A 17,346-nucleotide genomic window follows, 5' to 3' on the forward strand; every position below is an offset into this window, starting at 1 on the left:
GCTCCTGCCCGAGGGGTCACGGTTGCGTCCCGCCCCCGCGGAGTTCCTCGACCGCGGACGCGAAACTCCGGCCGCGCTCCGCGTAATCGGCGAACATGTCGAGCGATGCCGCGGCCGGGGCGAGCAGCACCGTCTCCCCCGGCGAGGCGAGTGCGGCCGCTTCCCGGACCACCACGCGCATCGCGGCAGGACCGTCGGCGCCCCGTGCCACGGCCCTCCTCACCGAAGACGTGTCGGTCTCGCTCGTCGCATCGGTCATCGCTTCATCGTCGCCCGTGTCCACGACGACGACCGGGACCTGCGGGGCGTGTCGCGCCAGCGCGTCGGCGATGTCGCCGGCGTCGCGGCCGAGCAGCACGGCTCCGGACAGTCGCGGCGCAACCTCGGCGACCAGGTCGTCCACGCGGGCGCCCTTGAGCAGACCACCGGCGATCCACACCACGCGGTCGCGGGCGAGCAGCGAACTACGGGCCGCGTGCGGATTGGTCGCCTTCGAATCGTCGATGTACTCGACGCCGTCGACCTGCCCGACCGGCGCGGCGCGGTGCGGACCGACGCGGTGCCGTCGCAGGCCGTCGTGCACCGCCGAGGCGGGCACGTCGATGGCCCGGGCGAGGGCTGCGGCCGCGAGTGCGTCGGACAGTCCGGCGGGGCCGGGCGGCGTCACGTCGTCCACCCGGGCGAGCACGGCGGAATCGGCGAATGCCCGGTCGACGAGCAGTTCGCCGCTGATCCCGAGTTCGCCTTCCTGGGGATAGCCCAGGGTGAAGCCCACGGTGACCACGGCACGGGACCGGTCGCCGAGACCACCGGCGATCGGGTCGTCGAGACCGATGACCCCGACGGCGCCGGTGAGCGCACCGAGTTTGGCCTCGATGTAGTTCTCGATGCCGCCGTGCCAGTCGAGATGGTCCTCGGCGATGTTGAGCACGACGCCGGCCTCGGGCCGAACCGAGGGCGCCCAGTGCAGCTGGAAGGACGACAACTCGACGGCGAGTACGTCGGCCCGCGGTTCGTCGCGGCGCAGGGCGTCGAGCACGGGAAGACCGATGTTGCCGCACGCGACGCTGCCGAGGCCGGAGGCCTCGAGGATCGCGTGCAGCATCATGGTCGTAGTGGTCTTGCCGTTCGTCCCGGTGACGGCCAGCCACCGACGGGCCGGTCCGTAGACCTCGGCGCGGTCGATGCGCCAGGACAGTTCGATGTCGCCCCAGATGGGGATCGCCGCGCCGGCCGCGCGCGAGAGCAGCGGGGCGTCGGGCGGGAATCCGGGACTCGTGACCACCAGGGCGAACTCGCGCAGCGCAGCGGGGTCGTCGACGAGACTGTCGAGGTCGACCGTCCGGGCGCCGAGCGCCGCGCACTCGGCCAGTGCCCGCTCGTTGCGGTCGGTGACGGTGACGTGGGCGCCGAGATCGGTAAGGGGTTCGATCGTCGCGCGGCCGGACACCCCTGCCCCGGCGACGAGCACCGCCCGTCCTCTGAGCCGTTCGAGTTCGTCGTTCACGGTCAGTCCCCGATCGCCGCGAGGTATTCGCTGTAGAAGAGGGCCAGACCGATCGCCGAGGCGATGGCGGCGAGCAACCAGAACCGGATGATCACCGTGGTCTCGGCCCATCCGCCGAGTTCGAAGTGATGGTGGAAGGGTGCCATCCGGAACACCCGCCTGCGGCTGGACCGGAAGACCGCGACCTGGATGACCACCGAGGCGGCCTCCGCGACGAACAGCGCGCCGATGACCACCATGAGCAGCTCGGTGCGGGTCGTGATGGACAGACCGGCCAGCATGCCGCCGAGGGCGAGCGAGCCCGTGTCGCCCATGAAGATCTTGGCCGGTGCGGCGTTCCACCACAGGAAGCCGATGCAGGCGGCGGCGCCGGCGGCGCACAGCAACGCGAGATCGAGCGGATCACGGACGTCGTAGCACCCGGCGGTCGGCTCCACGGCGCACGCGTTGCGGTACTGCCAGAAGGTGATGATGACGTAGGCGCCGAGCACCAGCGCCATCGAACCCGCAGCGAGACCGTCGAGGCCGTCGGTGAGGTTCACCGCGTTCGACCATGCGCTGACCAGCAGATAGACGAACAGGATGAACACGATCGAGCCCATCGAGACCGTGGCGATGTCGCGCACGTAGGACAGATCGGTGCTGGCCGGGGTGAGACCGTCCGCATTGCGGAACTGCAGCGCGAGGATGCCGAAGCCCACCGCGACGACCAGCTGGCCGACCAGCTTGGCCGTCTTGTTCAGACCGAGATTGCGGTGCTTGCGAATCTTGATGAAGTCGTCGAGGAAGCCGACGCCGCCGAGCGCCGTCGTCAGGCCGAGCACGAGCAGACCCGAGGCCGTGGGACCTTCCGCGTCGTATCCCGTACCGATGAGATGCGACCCCCAGTAACCGGCCCACAGACCGGCGAGGATCGCGACGCCGCCCATGGTGGGGGTGCCGCGCTTGGACTGGTGGCTCTGCGGGCCCTCGACCCGGATCTCCTGCCCGAAGCCCTGCCGGGAGAACATCTTGATCAGGAGGGGGGTGAGCAGGATCGAGACTGCGAGCGCGATGCCCGCCGCGAACAGGATCTGTCTCACCGGGCGTCCTCCGTCCCCACAGCAGCGTCGTTGTCTCCGGCACCGGGGTCGTCCGCGAGGACGGCCTCGGCGACGGTCCACAGTCCCACGGACTGCGATGCCTTCACGAGCACGATGTCGCCCGGTTGCAGTTCGTCGCGCAACAACGCGATCGCGGCGTCGGCATCGGGTACGTGGCTCGCTTCCTCACCCCACGATCCTTCCATCACGGCGCCCTGGAACAGACCCCGGACCGGCCGCGTGGCACCGACGGCGATGATGCGGGTGACGTCGAGGCGCACGGCGAGGCGCCCGATGGCGTCGTGGGCGACGACGGCGTCGTCCCCGAGCTCGGCCATCTCCCCCAGCACCGCGAAGGTGCGCCGGCGATCCGGACCGGACCGCGCCATGGTGACCAGGGCCTTCACGGCTGCGCGCATGGAATCGGGATTGGCGTTGTAGGCGTCGTCGATGACGGTCACCCCGTCGGATCGGGTCTGCACCGCCATGCGGTGCGCCGAGACGGGACCCGCCGTCGCGAGCGCTTCGGCGGCCTGCTCGACCGTCGCACCGCACTCCACGGCGACGGCGATCGCCGACAGAGCGTTGCCGATCTGGTGTTCGCCGTGCACGGCGAGCCGCACGGGCACGCGCCGCTCCTGTCCGTCGGCGCCGGGGACGACGGCGGTGAAGGAGGCACGCGCCTGGTCGTCGAGGTGGATGTCCTCGGCGCGATAGGCGGCACCGGACCCGGTCCCGACGGTCACCACACGACCGGTGGTGCGGGTCGCCATCTTCGACACGAGGGTGTCGTCGGCGTTGAGGATCGCCACTCCCCCCTCGGCGGCGCTGGGCAGCGCCTCGACGAGTTCGCCCTTCGTCTCGGCGATGACCTCCTGCGAGCCGAACTCGCCGAGGTGTGCGGTACCGACGTTGAGCACGACACCGATCCGCGGCGGGGCGATGCGGGTCAGGGTCGCGATGTGCCCGGGGCCCCGCGCCGACTTCTCGAGGACGAGGAACCGGGTGGATTCGGTGGCGCGCAGCGCGGTCCAGGGGTGGCCGAGTTCGTTGTTGAACGAGCCGGGCGGGGCGACGACCTCACCGAGCGGTGCGAGCACGGCGGCGATCATGTCCTTCGTGGACGTCTTGCCCGCCGAACCGGTGACACCGACGACGGTGAGGCCGACGCCGGTGAGCGTGTCCACCACGGTGCGGGCGAGCTTCGCGAGGCCGGCGAGCACGGCCGCGCCGGATCCGTCGCTGTCGTGTTCGAGCGCGAGGGCGTTGGTCTCGGTCGGCGGAATCGGCGGCACGACGATCGCGGGCACACCCACCGGCCGTGCGGCCAGGACCGCCACCGCACCGGCGGCGACGGCGGCCGCGGCGTGATCGTGGCCGTCCGAGCGCGCACCGGGCAACGCCAGGAACAGGCCACCGGGATCGATCCGTCGCGAGTCGAACTCGACGGAACCGGTCACCTCGGCGGACGGATCGTCGACGTCGTGCAGGGTGCCCCCGACGACCTCCGCGATCCGAGCCAGTGTCATCGGGATCATGCCTTGCCTCCGTGATGCGAACCGCCCGCAGCAGGCGGATGGTCATCGTCGGGTCCTGCGGTCCGGTACTTGTCGAGAGCTGCGCCGAGGACCTCGCGGTCGTCGAAGGGGTGCTTCACTCCGTCGATCTCCTGCCCCGTCTCGTGGCCCTTGCCGGCGACGAGGACGACGTCGCCCGGGCGGGCCCACGCGACCGCGGCGTCGATCGCCGCGGCGCGATCGCCGATCTCGAGGATCTCGCCGCGTTCGGCCGCCGGGACGGAGTGTGCACCGTCGAGGACGGCAGCGCGGATGGCGGCGGGGCTCTCGGTTCGTGGGTTGTCGTCGGTCACGACCACCAGATCGGCGGCCCGCGCCGCGACCTCGCCCATGATCGGCCGCTTCGTCCGGTCGCGGTCGCCGCCCGCACCGACGACGACGGCGATGCGTCCCTCGGTCGCGGCGCGCAGGGTTCCGATGACCGCTTCGAGCGCCGCGGGCTTGTGGGCGTAGTCGACGACGGCGAGGAAGTCCTGACCGCGCTCGACCCGTTCGACCCGGCCGGGCACCGCGACATCGGCGATACCGCGGATCGCGGCGTCGATGTCGGCGCCCACCTCGGCGCAAAGCGCTACAGCGAGAGCGGCGTTGGTGACGTTGTAGCGGCCCGGCAGGCCGACGGTGGCGCGGCGGGCGATCCCGTCCGGACCGGTCAGGGTGAACTGCTGCACTCCCGTCTCTTCGGGGACCTCGTCGGTGACCGTCCAATCGGCCGCGGCGCCGGCAGCGTCACCGTCGCCACCTGTGGTGACCGTGCGGACTGCGGTCGCGTCGTCGCGGCCCGCGCGCGCGACCTCGGCCATGCGACGTCCCCACACGTCGTCGGTGCACACCACCGCGCGGCGGGCCCGGACCGGCGAGTCCTCGGCGAACAGCCGGGCCTTCGCGCCGAAGTAGTCGTCGAGGTCCTTGTGGAAGTCGAGATGGTCCTGGGACAGGTTGGTGAACCCGCCGACGGCGAACTCGGTGGCGTCCACGCGACCGAGTGCGAGGGCATGGCTGGAAACCTCCATCACGACCGTGTCGACACCGCGTTCGCGCATGACGGCGAACAGGGCGTGCAGCTGCGGCGCCTCGGGTGTCGTGAGGGTGCTCGGCACGCGAATGCCTTCGATCCGGGTCTCCACGGTCCCGACGAGACCGACGACGCGTCCGGCCGCGACGAGGCCTGCCTCGACGAGATAGGACGTCGTGGTCTTACCGGACGTGCCCGTGATGCCGATGACCTGCATGCTCCGGGAGGGGTGTCCGTAGACGGTGGCCGACGCCACCCCCAGCGCGACACGCGGTTCGGGATGGACGAGGACCGCGACCGAATCGGAGGTGGCCTCGGCGACGAGGTCGCGACCGGCCTCGTCGGTCAGCACGGCGACCGCTCCGCGTTCGAGCGCGGTGCCCGCGTAGGAGGCGCCGTGGGCGCGCGCGCCGGGCAGCGCGGCGAAGACGTCGCCGGGGCGGATGCCCTGGGCGCGCAGGTCGATGCCGGTGATCGCGGCCGCGCGGGCCGCATCCTCTCCGGCGGCTGCATTGACGATCTCGACGCGCGCCCCGATGGCGTCGGCGAGAACCGAGATCTGCGTCATCGGTGGGTGCTCGGGTCTCCGCCCCTCCTCCGGAGGAGCCGGATCCGGACTCGATGGCACAGGCACCAGTTTCCTCTCGCTTCGCTGCAGCTCGTCTGCAGGCACTCCGACGGATGTTTCCGGGTTCGTTCCCGATCCGCTCTCGGCGACGACCGTCGTGTCACGTTACCGACCTGTCAGCCTACCGAGGCGCCACGGTCACCTCGTCAGTCGACCTGGAGGATCAACTTGCTCTCCGGTTCGGCCGACAGCGGCACGCCGTCGCGCTGCAGCAACCACGACGCGATGTTGCGGAACAGCGGCGCGGCCGATTGGCCCCCGCTGCCGTCGGAGCTGCGGGTCGGGGCGTCGAGCATGATGCCCACGACATAGCGCGGATCGTCGGACGGAGCGATGCCGGCGAAGGTGATCCAGTAGTCGGAGTTCGAGTAACACTTGCAGTTCTGGTCGATCTGCTGGGCGGTACCCGTCTTGCCCGAGATCTGATAGCCCTCGATGGCGGCGCCCGCACCGGTGCCCTGCTGGTTGCCGGTATCGGACTGGACGACGGAACGGAACATGTCGCGCACCGTCGCGGCGGTCTGCGGGCTCACCACCCGCACCGGATCGGGACGGGGCGTCTCGGTGCGCGTGCCGTCCGGCGCGATGGTCGCGCGCACGACCCGCGGCGGGACACGTTCCCCGTCGTTCGCGATGGTCTGGTAGATCGCGGTCATCTGCAGCAGGGTCATCGACAGACCCTGGCCGATGGGCAGGTTCGCGAAGGTGCCACCCGACCACTGCTCACGGCTGGGCAGCAGACCCGCGGATTCGCCGGGCAGGCCGACATCGGTGCGCTGGCCGAGACCGAACAGTCGCAGCATCTCGGCGAAGCGGTCCTCACCGATCCGCTCGGCGAGCATGAGCGTGCCGACGTTCGACGACTTCCCGAACACACCCGTCGTGGTATACGGCACGACCCCGTGATCCCAGGCGTCCTTGACGGTCGCGCCGGCCATGGTGATCGTGCCGGGGACCTGCAGGACCTCGTCGGGGCGGGTCAGACCGTCCTCGATCGCCGCGGCCGCGGTGATGATCTTGTTCACGGACCCGGGTTCGAACGGCGAACTGACCGCGAGGTTGCCCTGTTCGGCGTCGGGCGGGTTGTTCGCGACACCGATCGACGGGTCGAAGGTGCTGTCGTTCGACATGGCGAGCACTTCGCCGGTGTGCGCGTCGAGCACCACAGCGGAGGCGTTCTTCGCCCCGGACAGGTCCTTCGCGCGCTGGACCTCCTGCTGCACGTGGTACTGCAGGTCGTTGTCGATCGTGAGCTCGACGGAGGAACCGTCGACGGCGGGCTGACGGTCGCGCCAGCTGCCCGGGATGACGGCGCCGTCGGATCCACGGTCGTAGGTGGACGAACCGTCGGTACCCGCCAGCACGGCGTCCATCGACGCTTCGAGCCCGATCAGGCCGTGTCCGTCCCAGCCGGTCGCGCCGACGAGATTGGCGGCGAGCGATCCGCCCGGATACAGACGGATGTCCTGACGCTCGGTGCCGACCTTGTCGTACTCGTCGACGATCTCCGCCGCGACCCCCGGATCGACGCCGCGGGCGAGGTAGACGAAGGTCTCGTCGCTCTCGAGCATCTCGAGCACGTCCTTCTCCGGCGCCGCGGCGCCGAGCGCCTCGTGGACCGCCGACGCGACGCCCTCGAGATATTCGGAGACCTCGGGCCGGGACGGGTCCTTCGCGCGTTCCTCCTCGAGTTCCTTGCGCACCCGCACGGGTTGGAAGGTCAGCGCCTTCGCTTCCATGGTGTACGCGAGCGGTTCCCCGTTGCGATCGGCGATGGTGCCGCGGGTCGCGGGTTCGACGAGTCGGGTGGTGCGCTGGCTGGCGGCTTCGGCGGACAGTGTGGGGGCCTGGACGAGCTGCACGGACAACAACTGGGCGACGGCTACGCCCAGAATGCCGAACATGCCGATCCGGCCCCACTTGTTGCGGAACGCGAAACTCGTCCGGTCGCGCTGCTTGCGCTCGCGCGGCGCCGGCATTCGAGCGCGGCCGCCGCGCGTCGCCGGGGTGGAACGTCGCTGCGGTGCACGCCGAGGGGTGGAGCGGTTGTTCACCGAGGCCCGCCCTCGGGTTCCGTCCGCACGGCCTGGACTGGTGCTTCGGGCGCCGCCTCACGGGGCGCTTCGGATTGCGGCAGTTCGCTCACGGGTACCGATTGTCCTGCCGCGGGCGGTACAGGTGCGGCACCCTCGACATCCGGCGTGGCGGCCGCGGGAGCTTCCGCCGCGGGTACCGGCACGGGAGCCGGTGCCGGTTCCTCGCCCACCGGGCGGCCGTCGGCCGATGGCGCGGCCCGACGCGTGCCCTCGGTGTCGGTGCGCGGCCGGGGTTCCTCGCTCACGTCACCGAGCGGCCGCGGGGTCTCCGCCCCGGCGCTGCCGGCCAGCGGGGTCTGGACGCGGGCGTCCTCTCGGGCGGGCGGATCCAGCGGGACCGGCGGGGCACCCTGGGCCGGAACCGGATCGCCCACCACCTGCACCGAACCGTCCGGAGCGACGACGATCCGCGCGACCTGCCCGGTGGGGATCATCCCCAGTTCCGCCGCGGCGACCGCGAGCGCGGGAGCCGACTCGGCCGTGGCGACGTCGCGCTGGAGCACCGCCCGCTTCTGGGCGAGCTCCTCGTTGAGGGACCGCGCCGCGCTGAGCTCGTAGGAGTCCTCGGTCGCCCGGGTGGTCAGCAACAGCGTCACGGCCATGCCCACGCCCAGGAGCCCGATGATGGTGGCGACGAACGGGATCCGGGTGCGGACACGTCCGGCACCCGTCGTGCGCCCGCGGGTCTGCACCTGTTCGACCCCGAGCTGCGCTGCGCGCTGCGACCGTCGCTGATAGGCACGCTGCGCTGCGGTCGATCGCCCCGGGTTCCGGCGCTGCGGGGGTGCCACCTGTACGGTCATCGGTTACCTCCTGGCGATTCGTTCTGCAGCACGCAGGCGGACGGGCGCCGAACGTGGGTTGGCCTCGATCTCGTCGTCCGTTGCCCGCTCCGCACCGCGGGTGAGGATGCGCAGTTCCGGTCCCGTCCCGGGCAGTTCGACCGGAAGCCCTTCGGGACTGCGGGACTTCGCACGCGGTGTCAGTTCCTGCTTGACGACCTTGTCCTCGAGCGACTGGTAGGACATGAAGACGATCCGGCCGCCCACCGCGAGAGCGTCGAGAGCGTCGGGGATCGCGGTGCGCAACGAGTCGAGCTCCGCGTTGACCTCGACCCGCAACGCCTGGAAGGTGCGCTTGGCCGGGTGACCACCGGTACGGCGGGTCGCCGCCGGGATCGTGCGGTACAGCAGTTCGACGAGTTCGCCGCTCGTCCGGAAGGGAGTCTTGGCCCGGGTCCGCACGATCTCGGAGGCGATCCTGCCGGCGAAGCGCTCCTCGCCGTAGGTGCTCAGGATGCGAGCGAGGTCGCCGTGACTGTAGGTGTTGAGGACATCGGCCGCGGTGATGCCGGTGGTGGCATCCATCCGCATGTCGAGCGGGGCGTCCTTGGAATAGGCGAAACCGCGCTCCGCCTCGTCGAGCTGCATCGAGGACACGCCGAGATCGAACAGGGCGGCGTGGACCGAGCCGTACCGGTCGAGGCCGACGCTCTCGAGCGCGTCGGCGATCCCGTCGTAGCGGGTGTGGACGAAGTCTGTGCGGTCGGAGAACCGTGCGAGTCGCTCGCGGGCGATCGCCAGTGCGTCGGTATCACGGTCGAGGCCGACGAGCCGCAGCCTCGGGTAGATCGTCAGGAAGTGTTCGGAGTGCCCCCCGAGACCGAGTGTCGCGTCGACGTAGACCGCGCCCTCGCCGTCGGGACCGACGCTCTCGATGGCCGGACCGAGAAGGTTGACGGCGCGCTGGAGCATGACGGGCACGTGGCCGAATTCCGCCGCAGATGTCACATCGGCACCGGTGGCCTCATCCGTACCATCGACGGATTCGTGCTCGCCGTCCACCATGTGTCCTCCGGAATCCTGCTCGGGCCGCTTACGGTCTGTCGGGTACTCGTCGGGTGGACGGTGGTATGCCTCGTGCCTGCCTGTCGCTCGTCTCGATACCGTGCTCGCCGCCACGGGGGTGGATACGGAAGACGGCGAATGCCTCGAGGTCTCTGTCCGAGTCCGAAGAGACCTGACGCCGGGGAAGTGCGTCAGGGCCCTCCGGTCCGTACCTGGCGCTGGGGAAGTGCGTCAGGGCCGGCACATCGGGCAGAGGCCTCGCGGCACTCGCCGCGCAGCCCGAGCCGTGGTTACAAGATGTCGCGTAGTGCTTCGTCTCTCGCTTCCGAGAAGTCTTCTTCGTGCTCGGCGAGGTAGGTCTCCCATGCCGTCGCGTCCCAAATCTCGAGGTACCTGACCGAACCGATCACCACGCAGTCCTTGGTGAGACCGGCGTACTTGCGGTGAGCTGACGACAGCGTGATCCGGCCTTGTGAGTCGGGTCGCTGCTCCTCCGTTCCCGACGCGAGACTCCGCAGGAACGCACGTGCCTGAGGGTTGCTCCGTGAGGCACTCGCAGCGCGTTCGGCCAGAGCGGCGAACTCGTCGCGAGGGAACACGGTGAGGCTGTGATCCTGCCCCTTCGTGATCATCAACCCTCCCGCCAGCTCGTCTCGGTACTTCGCCGGCAGTGTCAGCCGGCCCTTGTCGTCCAACTTCGGGGTGTAGGTACCGAGGAACACTCGGCGCCTCCCCGCTGCCGGACGGATGCTTCGCGCGACAGGACACCTTGTCCCGCCGCGCCCCACATTACCCCACTTTGCCCCACCGGAAACGGATTACTGCCGCCCGGCCGCGCGTGTTGTCGTCACATTCCCAGCTCAGAGCAGGTGGCGGAAAATGGGGACACGCGCTCGCGGGACGACGACGGATCCACCGCTGTCGGCGCCCCGACGATCCGCCCCACCGGCGGAGCGAGGGCCGAGCAATCGGCGACCAGGGAAAACACTGCGGCCGGAGCCGAGGTGGGAGGCGGTGGGGAGACGGAGATTGCGCGAGTGGGGCGCGGTGGTGGAGGGGCGGAGAGGCGGACGACGCCGGGTCGGTGAAAGGTCTGCAGACGAACGACGACGGCACGACCCGTGGGTCGCGCCGTCGTCGGTACACCTGATGGTCGAGGAGGTCAGTCCTGCTCGAAACGCCTCCGGAACCGCTCTTCCATGCGGTTGGTGAAGCCACCACCCGAGGACTTCTTGCCGCCGCGGGAACTTCGACCGGACTTTCCGGAACCGGAACTACCGCCCGTCGCCCCTGGAGTCGACGGCCGACGACCGCCGAGGAGCAACAAGACTCCGGCGGCGAACATCACGAGGAACCCGAGCAGACTGATGATCGGGAAGCCGCCCGGCTTGAGCGGCAGGGCAACGCCGGCGATCAGCAGCGTCAGGCCCAACACGAACAATGCGCCGGCCTGTAACCGCCGCCGGTTCGACGCCATCCCCAACCGGCTGCCACGCACGGTCGAGGCGAACTTGGGATCCTCAGCATAGAGCGCGCTCTCGATCTGATCGAGCATGCGCTGCTCGTGCTCGGAGAGTGGCACGGTACCTCCCCCGGCACTAAACGGTGGCCACCGGATCCGTGGGGCGAATCCGGTGGGGGGCCGTCCGTACGGCCGCCTGAGTCAATAATACGAGCAGATGTCGCTGTGGACCACAAACTCCACACGTGAGTTCGATCCCGTCGTCGGCGAAGGCCCTCGTGAAGGGGCGAAAGTCACCCACCGACACCGACCTCCGGCTCTGCTTCGGCGTCGAGATAGCCCTCCACATCGTGCAGGAAGTGGCCCACCTCGTCGTAGAAGGCACCGGATTCGTCGGCTCCCACCGCCTGCGCGACCCCCGCCTCGACCGCGGTGCGGGTGGCGGAGCGATCGGCGAAGTAGTCGGCCCAGACGGCGAAGGACTCGTCGGCGCGCGCCATGAGTGCCCATGCGTTGCGCGTCGCGGGTCGGCGGGGCCGGATCCCGGAGCGCAGCTCCGCGGCCGCGACCACCGCACCGGCACCGCGCAGCGCCGCCAGGTAGGCGAGGCGGAACCGCTCGCCCGGATCGCCGGCACCGGCGGCACCGGAAAGCAGATCGTCGGCCTTGCGCAGCAGCGTCGCCGCGCGCGCCGAGGTGGCATGGTCGATGCATGCGGACGGCCCGAGCGTGGGAGACGTTCGGCGCGGGCCTCGACTCGCGACCTGACCGTTGGCCATGTTCACGCACCTCCTCGGCGTGGTCTCACCACTCGTTACAACGAGCGGTATCCGGTGGCATTCCCGCCGAAACGCCGAGGAACGGAGATCACTGTCCTCGAGTGAGGCCCGACACGGACGCCGAGCGGGAGACCCCAGGGTGATCCGGGGATGTTCGCTTCCCTCGAACATCCCCGGATCACCGATGTCGAACATGCGTTCGACGTATTCAATATAGCTGGACCCACCGACAACCCGTCAAGAGAAAGCGGCCACGTCATCCCGAACGATCAGCGAGACCCGAGCACCTCCGACGCACCGCGAGCCACCCGAACGAGTCACGCATGACCACCGATCCCTGCCAGGACGCCCCGATCCTCACCGAGCTCTCCCCCGCGGACTTCCGTGCGCACCTGCCCTCGCTGCTGACCGTCTACGTCGCGGCGATGCGATATCCCCGAGGCACGGAGTACCACCGCGCGCCGATGTGGTCCGAGCATTCGGCCCGCGCGGGTTGGCAGGCGTTCGCCGCGAGCCTCCCCGAGGATCCGGACACCGTCGTCGGGATCGCGTACGGCTACCGGGGCGACACCCGCCAGTGGTGGCACCAGCAGGTGCGCGCCGGCATGCGCCATTCCGGACGGTCCCCCGAGGAGATCGATCGCGTTCTCTCCGACTACTTCGAGCTCACCGAACTGCACGTCCGACCCGACATGCAGGGACGCCGCATCGGTGAACTGCTCCTGTCGGCGCTGCTGCGGGGACGCACGGAAGCGGCCGTACTGCTGTCGACACCCGAGGTGCCGGGCGAGGACAACCGGGCGTGGCGGCTGTACCGTCGGTTCGGATTCCAGGACGTCGTCCGCCGGTTCGTCTTCACCGGCGACGCCCGCCCGTTCGCGGTCCTCGGCAGGAGCCTGCCCCTCGAGCCGGACCTCGTTCCGCACCACCATCACACGATCGGCGATCCGGACGGAAGCGGTACCCCATGAACGCCACACTCGACGTCGTCGTCGTCGGCTCGGGCCACAACGCCCTGGTCTCCGCGTGTTATCTCGCCCGCGACGGATGGTCGGTGGAGGTTCTCGAACGCGACACCGTGCCGGGCGGCGCCGTCTCCACCGTCGAACGTTTCCCCGGATATGCCGTCGACCGCGGCTCCTCGGCGCACATCATGGTGCGCCACTCCGGGATCGTCGAGGAACTCGATCTCGCCGCCCACGGCCTGCGCTACATCGACTGCGACCCGTGGGCGTACGCGCCGCCCCCTGCGGACTCCGACCGTCCCGGCATCGTCTTCCACCGCGATCTCGACCGGACCTGCGCCTCCGTCGAGGCCGCCTGCGGACGCCGCGAGGCCGACGCGTACCGCCGCTTCGTGCAGGACTGGGGCCCGCGCAGCGCGGCGGTGATGACGTCGTTCACCCGTCCCCCGACCGGCCGGCACCTGCTGTCCTCGTTCTGGGGACTCGACGCGGGTGAGGGTGGCAGCGCCCTGTCCCGCCGGTTCCTCACCACCGGCGACAGCCTGCTCGACGAGTACTTCGACGACGAACCCCTCAAGGCGGCCCTCGCCTGGTTCGGCGCGCAGTCCGGCCCGCCCATGTCCGAACCCGGCACCGCGGCGATGGTGGGCTTCGCCGCCCTCATGCACACCCTTCCCCCGGGTCGCGCGATCGGCGGAAGCGGTGCGCTCACCCAGGCCCTGCTGTCGCGGCTGCGGTCCGATGGCGGCACGGTGACCTGCGGCGACGCCGCCACCGAGATCCGCCGGACCGGCGATCGGTGGACCGTGCGCACCGAATCGGGACGCTCGGTGCAAGCCCACAGGGTCGTCGCCGGATGCCACGTGCTGACCACGCTGGATCTGCTCGACCGCGGCGGATACGACCGCGACCGGCTCGAGGGCTGGCGTCGCAGCATGCGGGTCGGTCCGGGCATCGGCATGGTCCTGCGCCTCGGCACCGACTCGCTGCCCCGCTACCGCGGCTGCGACGAGCCCGAATCGACGACCTCCGGTCTGCAACTGCTCGTCGACGACCGCGCCCACCTGCGCGCCGCGCATGGTGCCGCGATGGCGGGAGACCTGCCCCCGCGACCCACCGTCCTCGCGATGAGCTTCTCCGCCCTCGACCCGACGATCGCACCCGACGGCAAGCACCAGATCACACTGTGGTCCCAGTGGCATCCGTACGCGCTGCGCGGCGGACGTCGCTGGGCGGACATCGCCGGCGCCGAGACCGACCGCATCCTCGCCGAGATGGAGACGCGCTCTCCCGGCTTCACCGCGAGCGTGGAGCACTGCCACGTGCAGACCCCCGCGGACATCGAGAGCGAACTCGGCCTGCTCGGCGGGAACGTCATGCACGTGGAGATGTCGCTGGACCAGATGTTCCTGTGGCGTCCGCTGCCGGAGCTGTCCGGCTACCGGGTGCCCGACGCGCCCGGCCTCTATCTCACCGGCGCCTCGACCCATCCCGGTGGTGGAGTCTCCGGTGCGAGCGGCCGCAACGCCGCCTGGGTCGCCCTCGCCGACGCCAAGGGCAGTCTCGTGGACCGCGTGAAGGGCTGGGTGTCGCGGTGACCGACACCCGCGTCCCCGCACCGCCCCGACCGGCCCGGTGGCGGACGGTCCTTCCGATCGTCCCGGCCGTCGCCGCGGTCCTCGCCCAGATCGCCTATCCCCTCACCGAGGGCGGCGCCCGGGACGCCGCGACCGTCGCGGTCGTCACGCTGCTCACCGCCGCCTGCCTCGTCCACGCCGCGTTGAACCGCGGCATCACCTTCGCCGTCGTCCTGTTCGTCAGCTCGGCGGGCATCGGGTATCTGTCCGAGGTGGTCGGCACGATGACCGGCTATCCCTACGGCTGCTACAGCTACGTCACCGACAGGCTCGGGCCGGCCGCACTCGACGTCCCGCTGGTGGTGCCGCTGGCGTGGTCGGCGGGCCTGTACCCCGTCTGGTGCGTGGCCTCCCGCCTCGTCCGCAACGGTCCCGGCAGGGTCGCGGCGGTCACCGTTGGCATGCTGGGCTGGGATCTCTATCTCGACCCCCAGATGGTGGCGGACGGGCACTGGTCGTGGTGCAACGCCGGCGGCCTGCCCGGGATCGAGCACATCCCGCTCACCAACTACGCGGGCTGGCTCCTCGTCGCCGCGATCATGGCGACCGTACTCGTGCTCGTCGACTCCCGCTCGGACCGTGCCGACGCGCCCCGGCACGACGCCGTGCCGATTGCGCTGTTCCTGTGGACGTGGCTCGGTTCGGCCCTCGCCCACAGCGTATTCCTCGACGCTCCCCAACTCGGCTACTCCGCGGTTTACGGGCTGGTCGTCATGGGGGTACTGGGTCTTCCCCTGCTGGTCTCACTCGTCCGGTCGTGGCGCGCAAGCGTGTCCGGTCCCGGGCGGGACGAGGCACGACTCGCCGCGAGCGACCCGAAGAACCGACGAGGATGACCGTGCCTGGCACCATGTTCTCCGTGCAGTCGTCCATCCTGTCCGTCCGCCGTCGTGTCGTCGCGGTCGTGGGGCTCGTGCTCCTCGGCCTACCGCTCCTCACCGGCTGCCTGCGCGTGCAGGCGACGATGGGGATCTCCTCCGACGACCGTGTGTCGGGGCAGATCGTCGCCGCGACCATCCCCGCCGACGAGAACGATCCCGGCCCCGAACTCACCGCTCCCTCGGCCCTGGCCGGGAAGGTGCGGGTGCAGGAGTACTCGCAGGACGGCTACGTCGGGAGCCAGGTCTTCTTCAACGACCTCACCTTCGGCGACGTCCAGCAGCTCGCCACGATGTCCGATCAGAGCGCCGGCATGTTCCAGCTCAACCTGCAGCGCTCGGGCGATCTGGTGGCACTGAACGGACGTGTGGATCTCGAGTCCGCTCCCACCCAGGGCACCGACGTGCAGTTCACCATCGCGTTCCCCGCCCGGGTGGCGACCACCAACGGCACCCGCGAGTCGGATTCGGTCGTGACCTGGAAGATTCCGGCCGGCGAGGTGAGCACCCTCCGCGCGGAGGTGCGCTACGCCGATCCCAACACGCGCGGTTTCGCGGGCTGGGCCGGAATCATGGCCGGCGGCGCCTTCGGTGTCACGCTGATCATCGCCGGCGCGGCCTGGTTCACCCGCAATCCCGCGCCGCAGTGGTCGTCGGCGAACGGGACGCGGTCCTGACCCGCCTTCCGCGCGACCCGTCCCCCGGTCTCACGCGACTCGTCGCCGGTGGCGCTCTCGTCGCCTCCTACGGCGCGGCCGTTGCCGTCGCGAACCGGGTCTCGCTCCCTCGTCTCGTGCCGGGACCGGTGGTCGACGAGCAGGTCACCGTCGTCGTCCCCGCCCGCGACGAGGCGCCCCGCATCGCCGCGATCGTCTCCGACCTGCGGGCACAGACAGGACTGCACGCCCTGCGCGTGGTGATCCTCGACGACGACTCGTCCGACGGCACCGCCGACCTGGCCACGGCCGCGGCCGAGGGCGACGAGCGCATCACCGTCGTCCGATCGACACAGCCACCGCCCGAAGGATGGACCGGGAAGGCGGCCGCGTGCGCCGCAGCCGTCGCCCACGCCGGATCGACTACCGACAGCGGCATCGTCGTGTTCGTCGACGCGGACGTCCGGCTCGCACCCGACGCGCTCGCCGCCGCCGTCGCTCTGCTGCGCCACCAGGACGCCGCGCTCGTCTCACCGTTCCCGTACCAGCTCACCGGATCGGCGCTCGAACGGCTCGTGCAGCCCCTGCTGTTCTGGTCGTGGTTCTCGTTGCTCCCCGTCGCGGTCTCGCACCGCACCCACCGGCCGTCGATGGCGGTCGCGTGCGGACAGTTCCTCGTCTTCGACGCGCGCGCCTACGCGGCGATCGGCGGGCACGCCGCGGTCGCGGCGAGTCCCACGGAGGATCTGGATCTGGCCCGGACACTGCGTCGCGCCGGACTGCCTACGACGGTCGCGGCCGCGGGCGGACTGGCGTCGTGCCGGATGTACGACGGAGCCCGCCCGCTGATCGGCGGTTACACCCGCTGGTTGTGGTCGGCGTTCGGATCCCCGGTCGGGGCGGCCGCGGTGGTCGCACTGTATCTCCTCGCCTACTTCGTGCCCCCGGCCGCGGCGCTTCTCGGCGGGGGACGGACGCGACGCTGGGGCGTGGCCGGTGCCACCGCGGGCGTGACGTCACGCCTTCTCGCGCGCGTCACCGAGCGGGGAGGACGCCGACACCCGGACGCTCCGGACCGTCCCGTCGACGATCTGCTGGACGCCGCGGCGCACCCGGCATCGGTCCTGGCGGTCAGTGCGCTCACGGCGTCGTCGATCCGGGCACGGCGCAGCGGACGCGCGGCGTGGAAGGCCCGCGTCCTGCCCTGACCCCGAACC

15 protein-coding genes are annotated in these 17,346 nt (G+C 70.7%); 5 read left to right on the forward strand and 10 right to left on the reverse strand.

What is annotated here, in order from left to right; all coding sequences use genetic code 11:
- Positions 1-16 precede the first annotated feature (16 nt).
- The 10 genes from murD to ACQR3U_RS12160 form a co-directional block, all read right to left on the reverse strand.
- Positions 17-1,507: a UDP-N-acetylmuramoyl-L-alanine--D-glutamate ligase gene (murD, locus tag ACQR3U_RS12115; protein ID WP_019289756.1), complete on the reverse strand. Its 1,491-nt coding sequence runs from the start codon at positions 1,505-1,507 to the stop codon at positions 17-19.
- A gap of 2 nt (positions 1,508-1,509) precedes the next feature.
- Positions 1,510-2,589: a phospho-N-acetylmuramoyl-pentapeptide-transferase gene (gene mraY / locus ACQR3U_RS12120; protein ID WP_230810271.1), complete on the reverse strand. Its 1,080-nt coding sequence runs from the start codon at positions 2,587-2,589 to the stop codon at positions 1,510-1,512.
- Positions 2,586-4,127 carry a UDP-N-acetylmuramoyl-tripeptide--D-alanyl-D-alanine ligase gene (locus ACQR3U_RS12125; RefSeq protein ID WP_230810270.1) on the reverse strand — a complete coding sequence of 514 codons (1,542 nt, stop codon included), beginning with the start codon at positions 4,125-4,127 and terminating at the stop codon, positions 2,586-2,588. Before ACQR3U_RS12125 ends, mraY begins: the two co-directional genes overlap by 4 nt.
- Positions 4,124-5,749, reverse strand: a complete 1,626-nt coding sequence (locus ACQR3U_RS12130; protein ID WP_230810269.1) for a UDP-N-acetylmuramoyl-L-alanyl-D-glutamate--2,6-diaminopimelate ligase — start codon at positions 5,747-5,749, stop codon at positions 4,124-4,126. The genes ACQR3U_RS12125 and ACQR3U_RS12130 overlap by 4 nt, the downstream gene beginning before the upstream one ends.
- A 206-nt stretch (positions 5,750-5,955) precedes the next feature.
- On the reverse strand, positions 5,956-7,788 hold the full coding sequence (locus ACQR3U_RS12135; protein ID WP_230810289.1) for a peptidoglycan D,D-transpeptidase FtsI family protein: 1,833 nt from the start codon (positions 7,786-7,788) through the stop codon (positions 5,956-5,958).
- Positions 7,789-7,859: 71 nt separating this feature from the next.
- Complete coding sequence (locus ACQR3U_RS12140; RefSeq protein ID WP_230810268.1) at positions 7,860-8,708, reverse strand: hypothetical protein; 849 nt, start codon at positions 8,706-8,708, stop codon at positions 7,860-7,862.
- Positions 8,709-8,711: 3 nt separating this feature from the next.
- Positions 8,712-9,752 carry a 16S rRNA (cytosine(1402)-N(4))-methyltransferase RsmH gene (gene rsmH / locus ACQR3U_RS12145; protein WP_269065482.1) on the reverse strand — a complete coding sequence of 347 codons (1,041 nt, stop codon included), beginning with the start codon at positions 9,750-9,752 and terminating at the stop codon, positions 8,712-8,714.
- 290 nt (positions 9,753-10,042) lie between these two features.
- Positions 10,043-10,474 carry a division/cell wall cluster transcriptional repressor MraZ gene (gene mraZ, locus ACQR3U_RS12150; protein WP_006554148.1) on the reverse strand — a complete coding sequence of 144 codons (432 nt, stop codon included), beginning with the start codon at positions 10,472-10,474 and terminating at the stop codon, positions 10,043-10,045.
- Between the two features lie 440 nt (positions 10,475-10,914).
- On the reverse strand, positions 10,915-11,334 hold the full coding sequence (locus ACQR3U_RS12155) for a DUF3040 domain-containing protein (protein ID WP_024101274.1): 420 nt from the start codon (positions 11,332-11,334) through the stop codon (positions 10,915-10,917).
- A gap of 173 nt (positions 11,335-11,507) precedes the next feature.
- On the reverse strand, positions 11,508-11,993 hold the full coding sequence (locus ACQR3U_RS12160) for an SAV_6107 family HEPN domain-containing protein (protein WP_006554150.1): 486 nt from the start codon (positions 11,991-11,993) through the stop codon (positions 11,508-11,510).
- Positions 11,994-12,316: 323 nt separating this feature from the next.
- On the opposite strand from ACQR3U_RS12160, the gene ACQR3U_RS12165 reads away from it, so the two are divergent.
- From ACQR3U_RS12165 to ACQR3U_RS12185, 5 genes are read left to right on the forward strand one after another with little or no spacing between them, the layout of a single operon-like run.
- Positions 12,317-12,964 carry a GNAT family N-acetyltransferase gene (locus tag ACQR3U_RS12165; RefSeq protein WP_006554151.1) on the forward strand — a complete coding sequence of 216 codons (648 nt, stop codon included), beginning with the start codon at positions 12,317-12,319 and terminating at the stop codon, positions 12,962-12,964.
- Positions 12,961-14,556 (forward strand): phytoene desaturase family protein, encoded by a 1,596-nt coding sequence (locus ACQR3U_RS12170; protein ID WP_230810267.1) that lies wholly within the window; start codon positions 12,961-12,963, stop codon positions 14,554-14,556. Before ACQR3U_RS12165 ends, ACQR3U_RS12170 begins: the two co-directional genes overlap by 4 nt.
- Positions 14,553-15,431 (forward strand): carotenoid biosynthesis protein, encoded by an 879-nt coding sequence (locus ACQR3U_RS12175; RefSeq protein ID WP_006554153.1) that lies wholly within the window; start codon positions 14,553-14,555, stop codon positions 15,429-15,431. The genes ACQR3U_RS12170 and ACQR3U_RS12175 overlap by 4 nt, the downstream gene beginning before the upstream one ends.
- Positions 15,428-16,150 (forward strand): LppM family (lipo)protein, encoded by a 723-nt coding sequence (locus tag ACQR3U_RS12180; RefSeq protein ID WP_006554154.1) that lies wholly within the window; start codon positions 15,428-15,430, stop codon positions 16,148-16,150. The genes ACQR3U_RS12175 and ACQR3U_RS12180 overlap by 4 nt, the downstream gene beginning before the upstream one ends.
- The gene (locus ACQR3U_RS12185) at positions 16,120-17,337 is read left to right on the forward strand and encodes a glycosyltransferase (RefSeq protein WP_230810266.1); all 1,218 of its coding nucleotides are present in this window, start codon (positions 16,120-16,122) and stop codon (positions 17,335-17,337) included. Before ACQR3U_RS12180 ends, ACQR3U_RS12185 begins: the two co-directional genes overlap by 31 nt.
- The last annotated feature ends 9 nt before the right edge of the window (positions 17,338-17,346 follow it).

The sequence above is a fragment of the Rhodococcus sp. IEGM1339 genome (assembly GCF_050321925.1).
In the GTDB taxonomy this organism is placed as follows: domain Bacteria; phylum Actinomycetota; class Actinomycetes; order Mycobacteriales; family Mycobacteriaceae; genus Rhodococcus; species Rhodococcus pyridinivorans.

Bases quoted from the DNA above. Each gene is read 5' to 3' on its own strand.
- ACQR3U_RS12170 (WP_230810267.1), top strand. From the start codon at position 12,961: ATGAACGCCACACTCGACGTCGTCGTCGTCGGCTCGGGCCACAACGCC.
- ACQR3U_RS12160 (WP_006554150.1), bottom strand. From the start codon at position 11,993: ATGGCCAACGGTCAGGTCGCGAGTCGAGGCCCGCGCCGAACGTCTCCC.
- ACQR3U_RS12130 (WP_230810269.1), bottom strand. From the start codon at position 5,749: ATGACGCAGATCTCGGTTCTCGCCGACGCCATCGGGGCGCGCGTCGAG.
- ACQR3U_RS12140 (WP_230810268.1), bottom strand. From the start codon at position 8,708: ATGACCGTACAGGTGGCACCCCCGCAGCGCCGGAACCCGGGGCGATCG.
- rsmH (WP_269065482.1), bottom strand. From the start codon at position 9,752: ATGGTGGACGGCGAGCACGAATCCGTCGATGGTACGGATGAGGCCACC.
- ACQR3U_RS12135 (WP_230810289.1), bottom strand. From the start codon at position 7,788: ATGCCGGCGCCGCGCGAGCGCAAGCAGCGCGACCGGACGAGTTTCGCG.
- ACQR3U_RS12125 (WP_230810270.1), bottom strand. From the start codon at position 4,127: ATGATCCCGATGACACTGGCTCGGATCGCGGAGGTCGTCGGGGGCACC.
- ACQR3U_RS12165 (WP_006554151.1), top strand. From the start codon at position 12,317: ATGACCACCGATCCCTGCCAGGACGCCCCGATCCTCACCGAGCTCTCC.
- ACQR3U_RS12180 (WP_006554154.1), top strand. From the start codon at position 15,428: ATGACCGTGCCTGGCACCATGTTCTCCGTGCAGTCGTCCATCCTGTCC.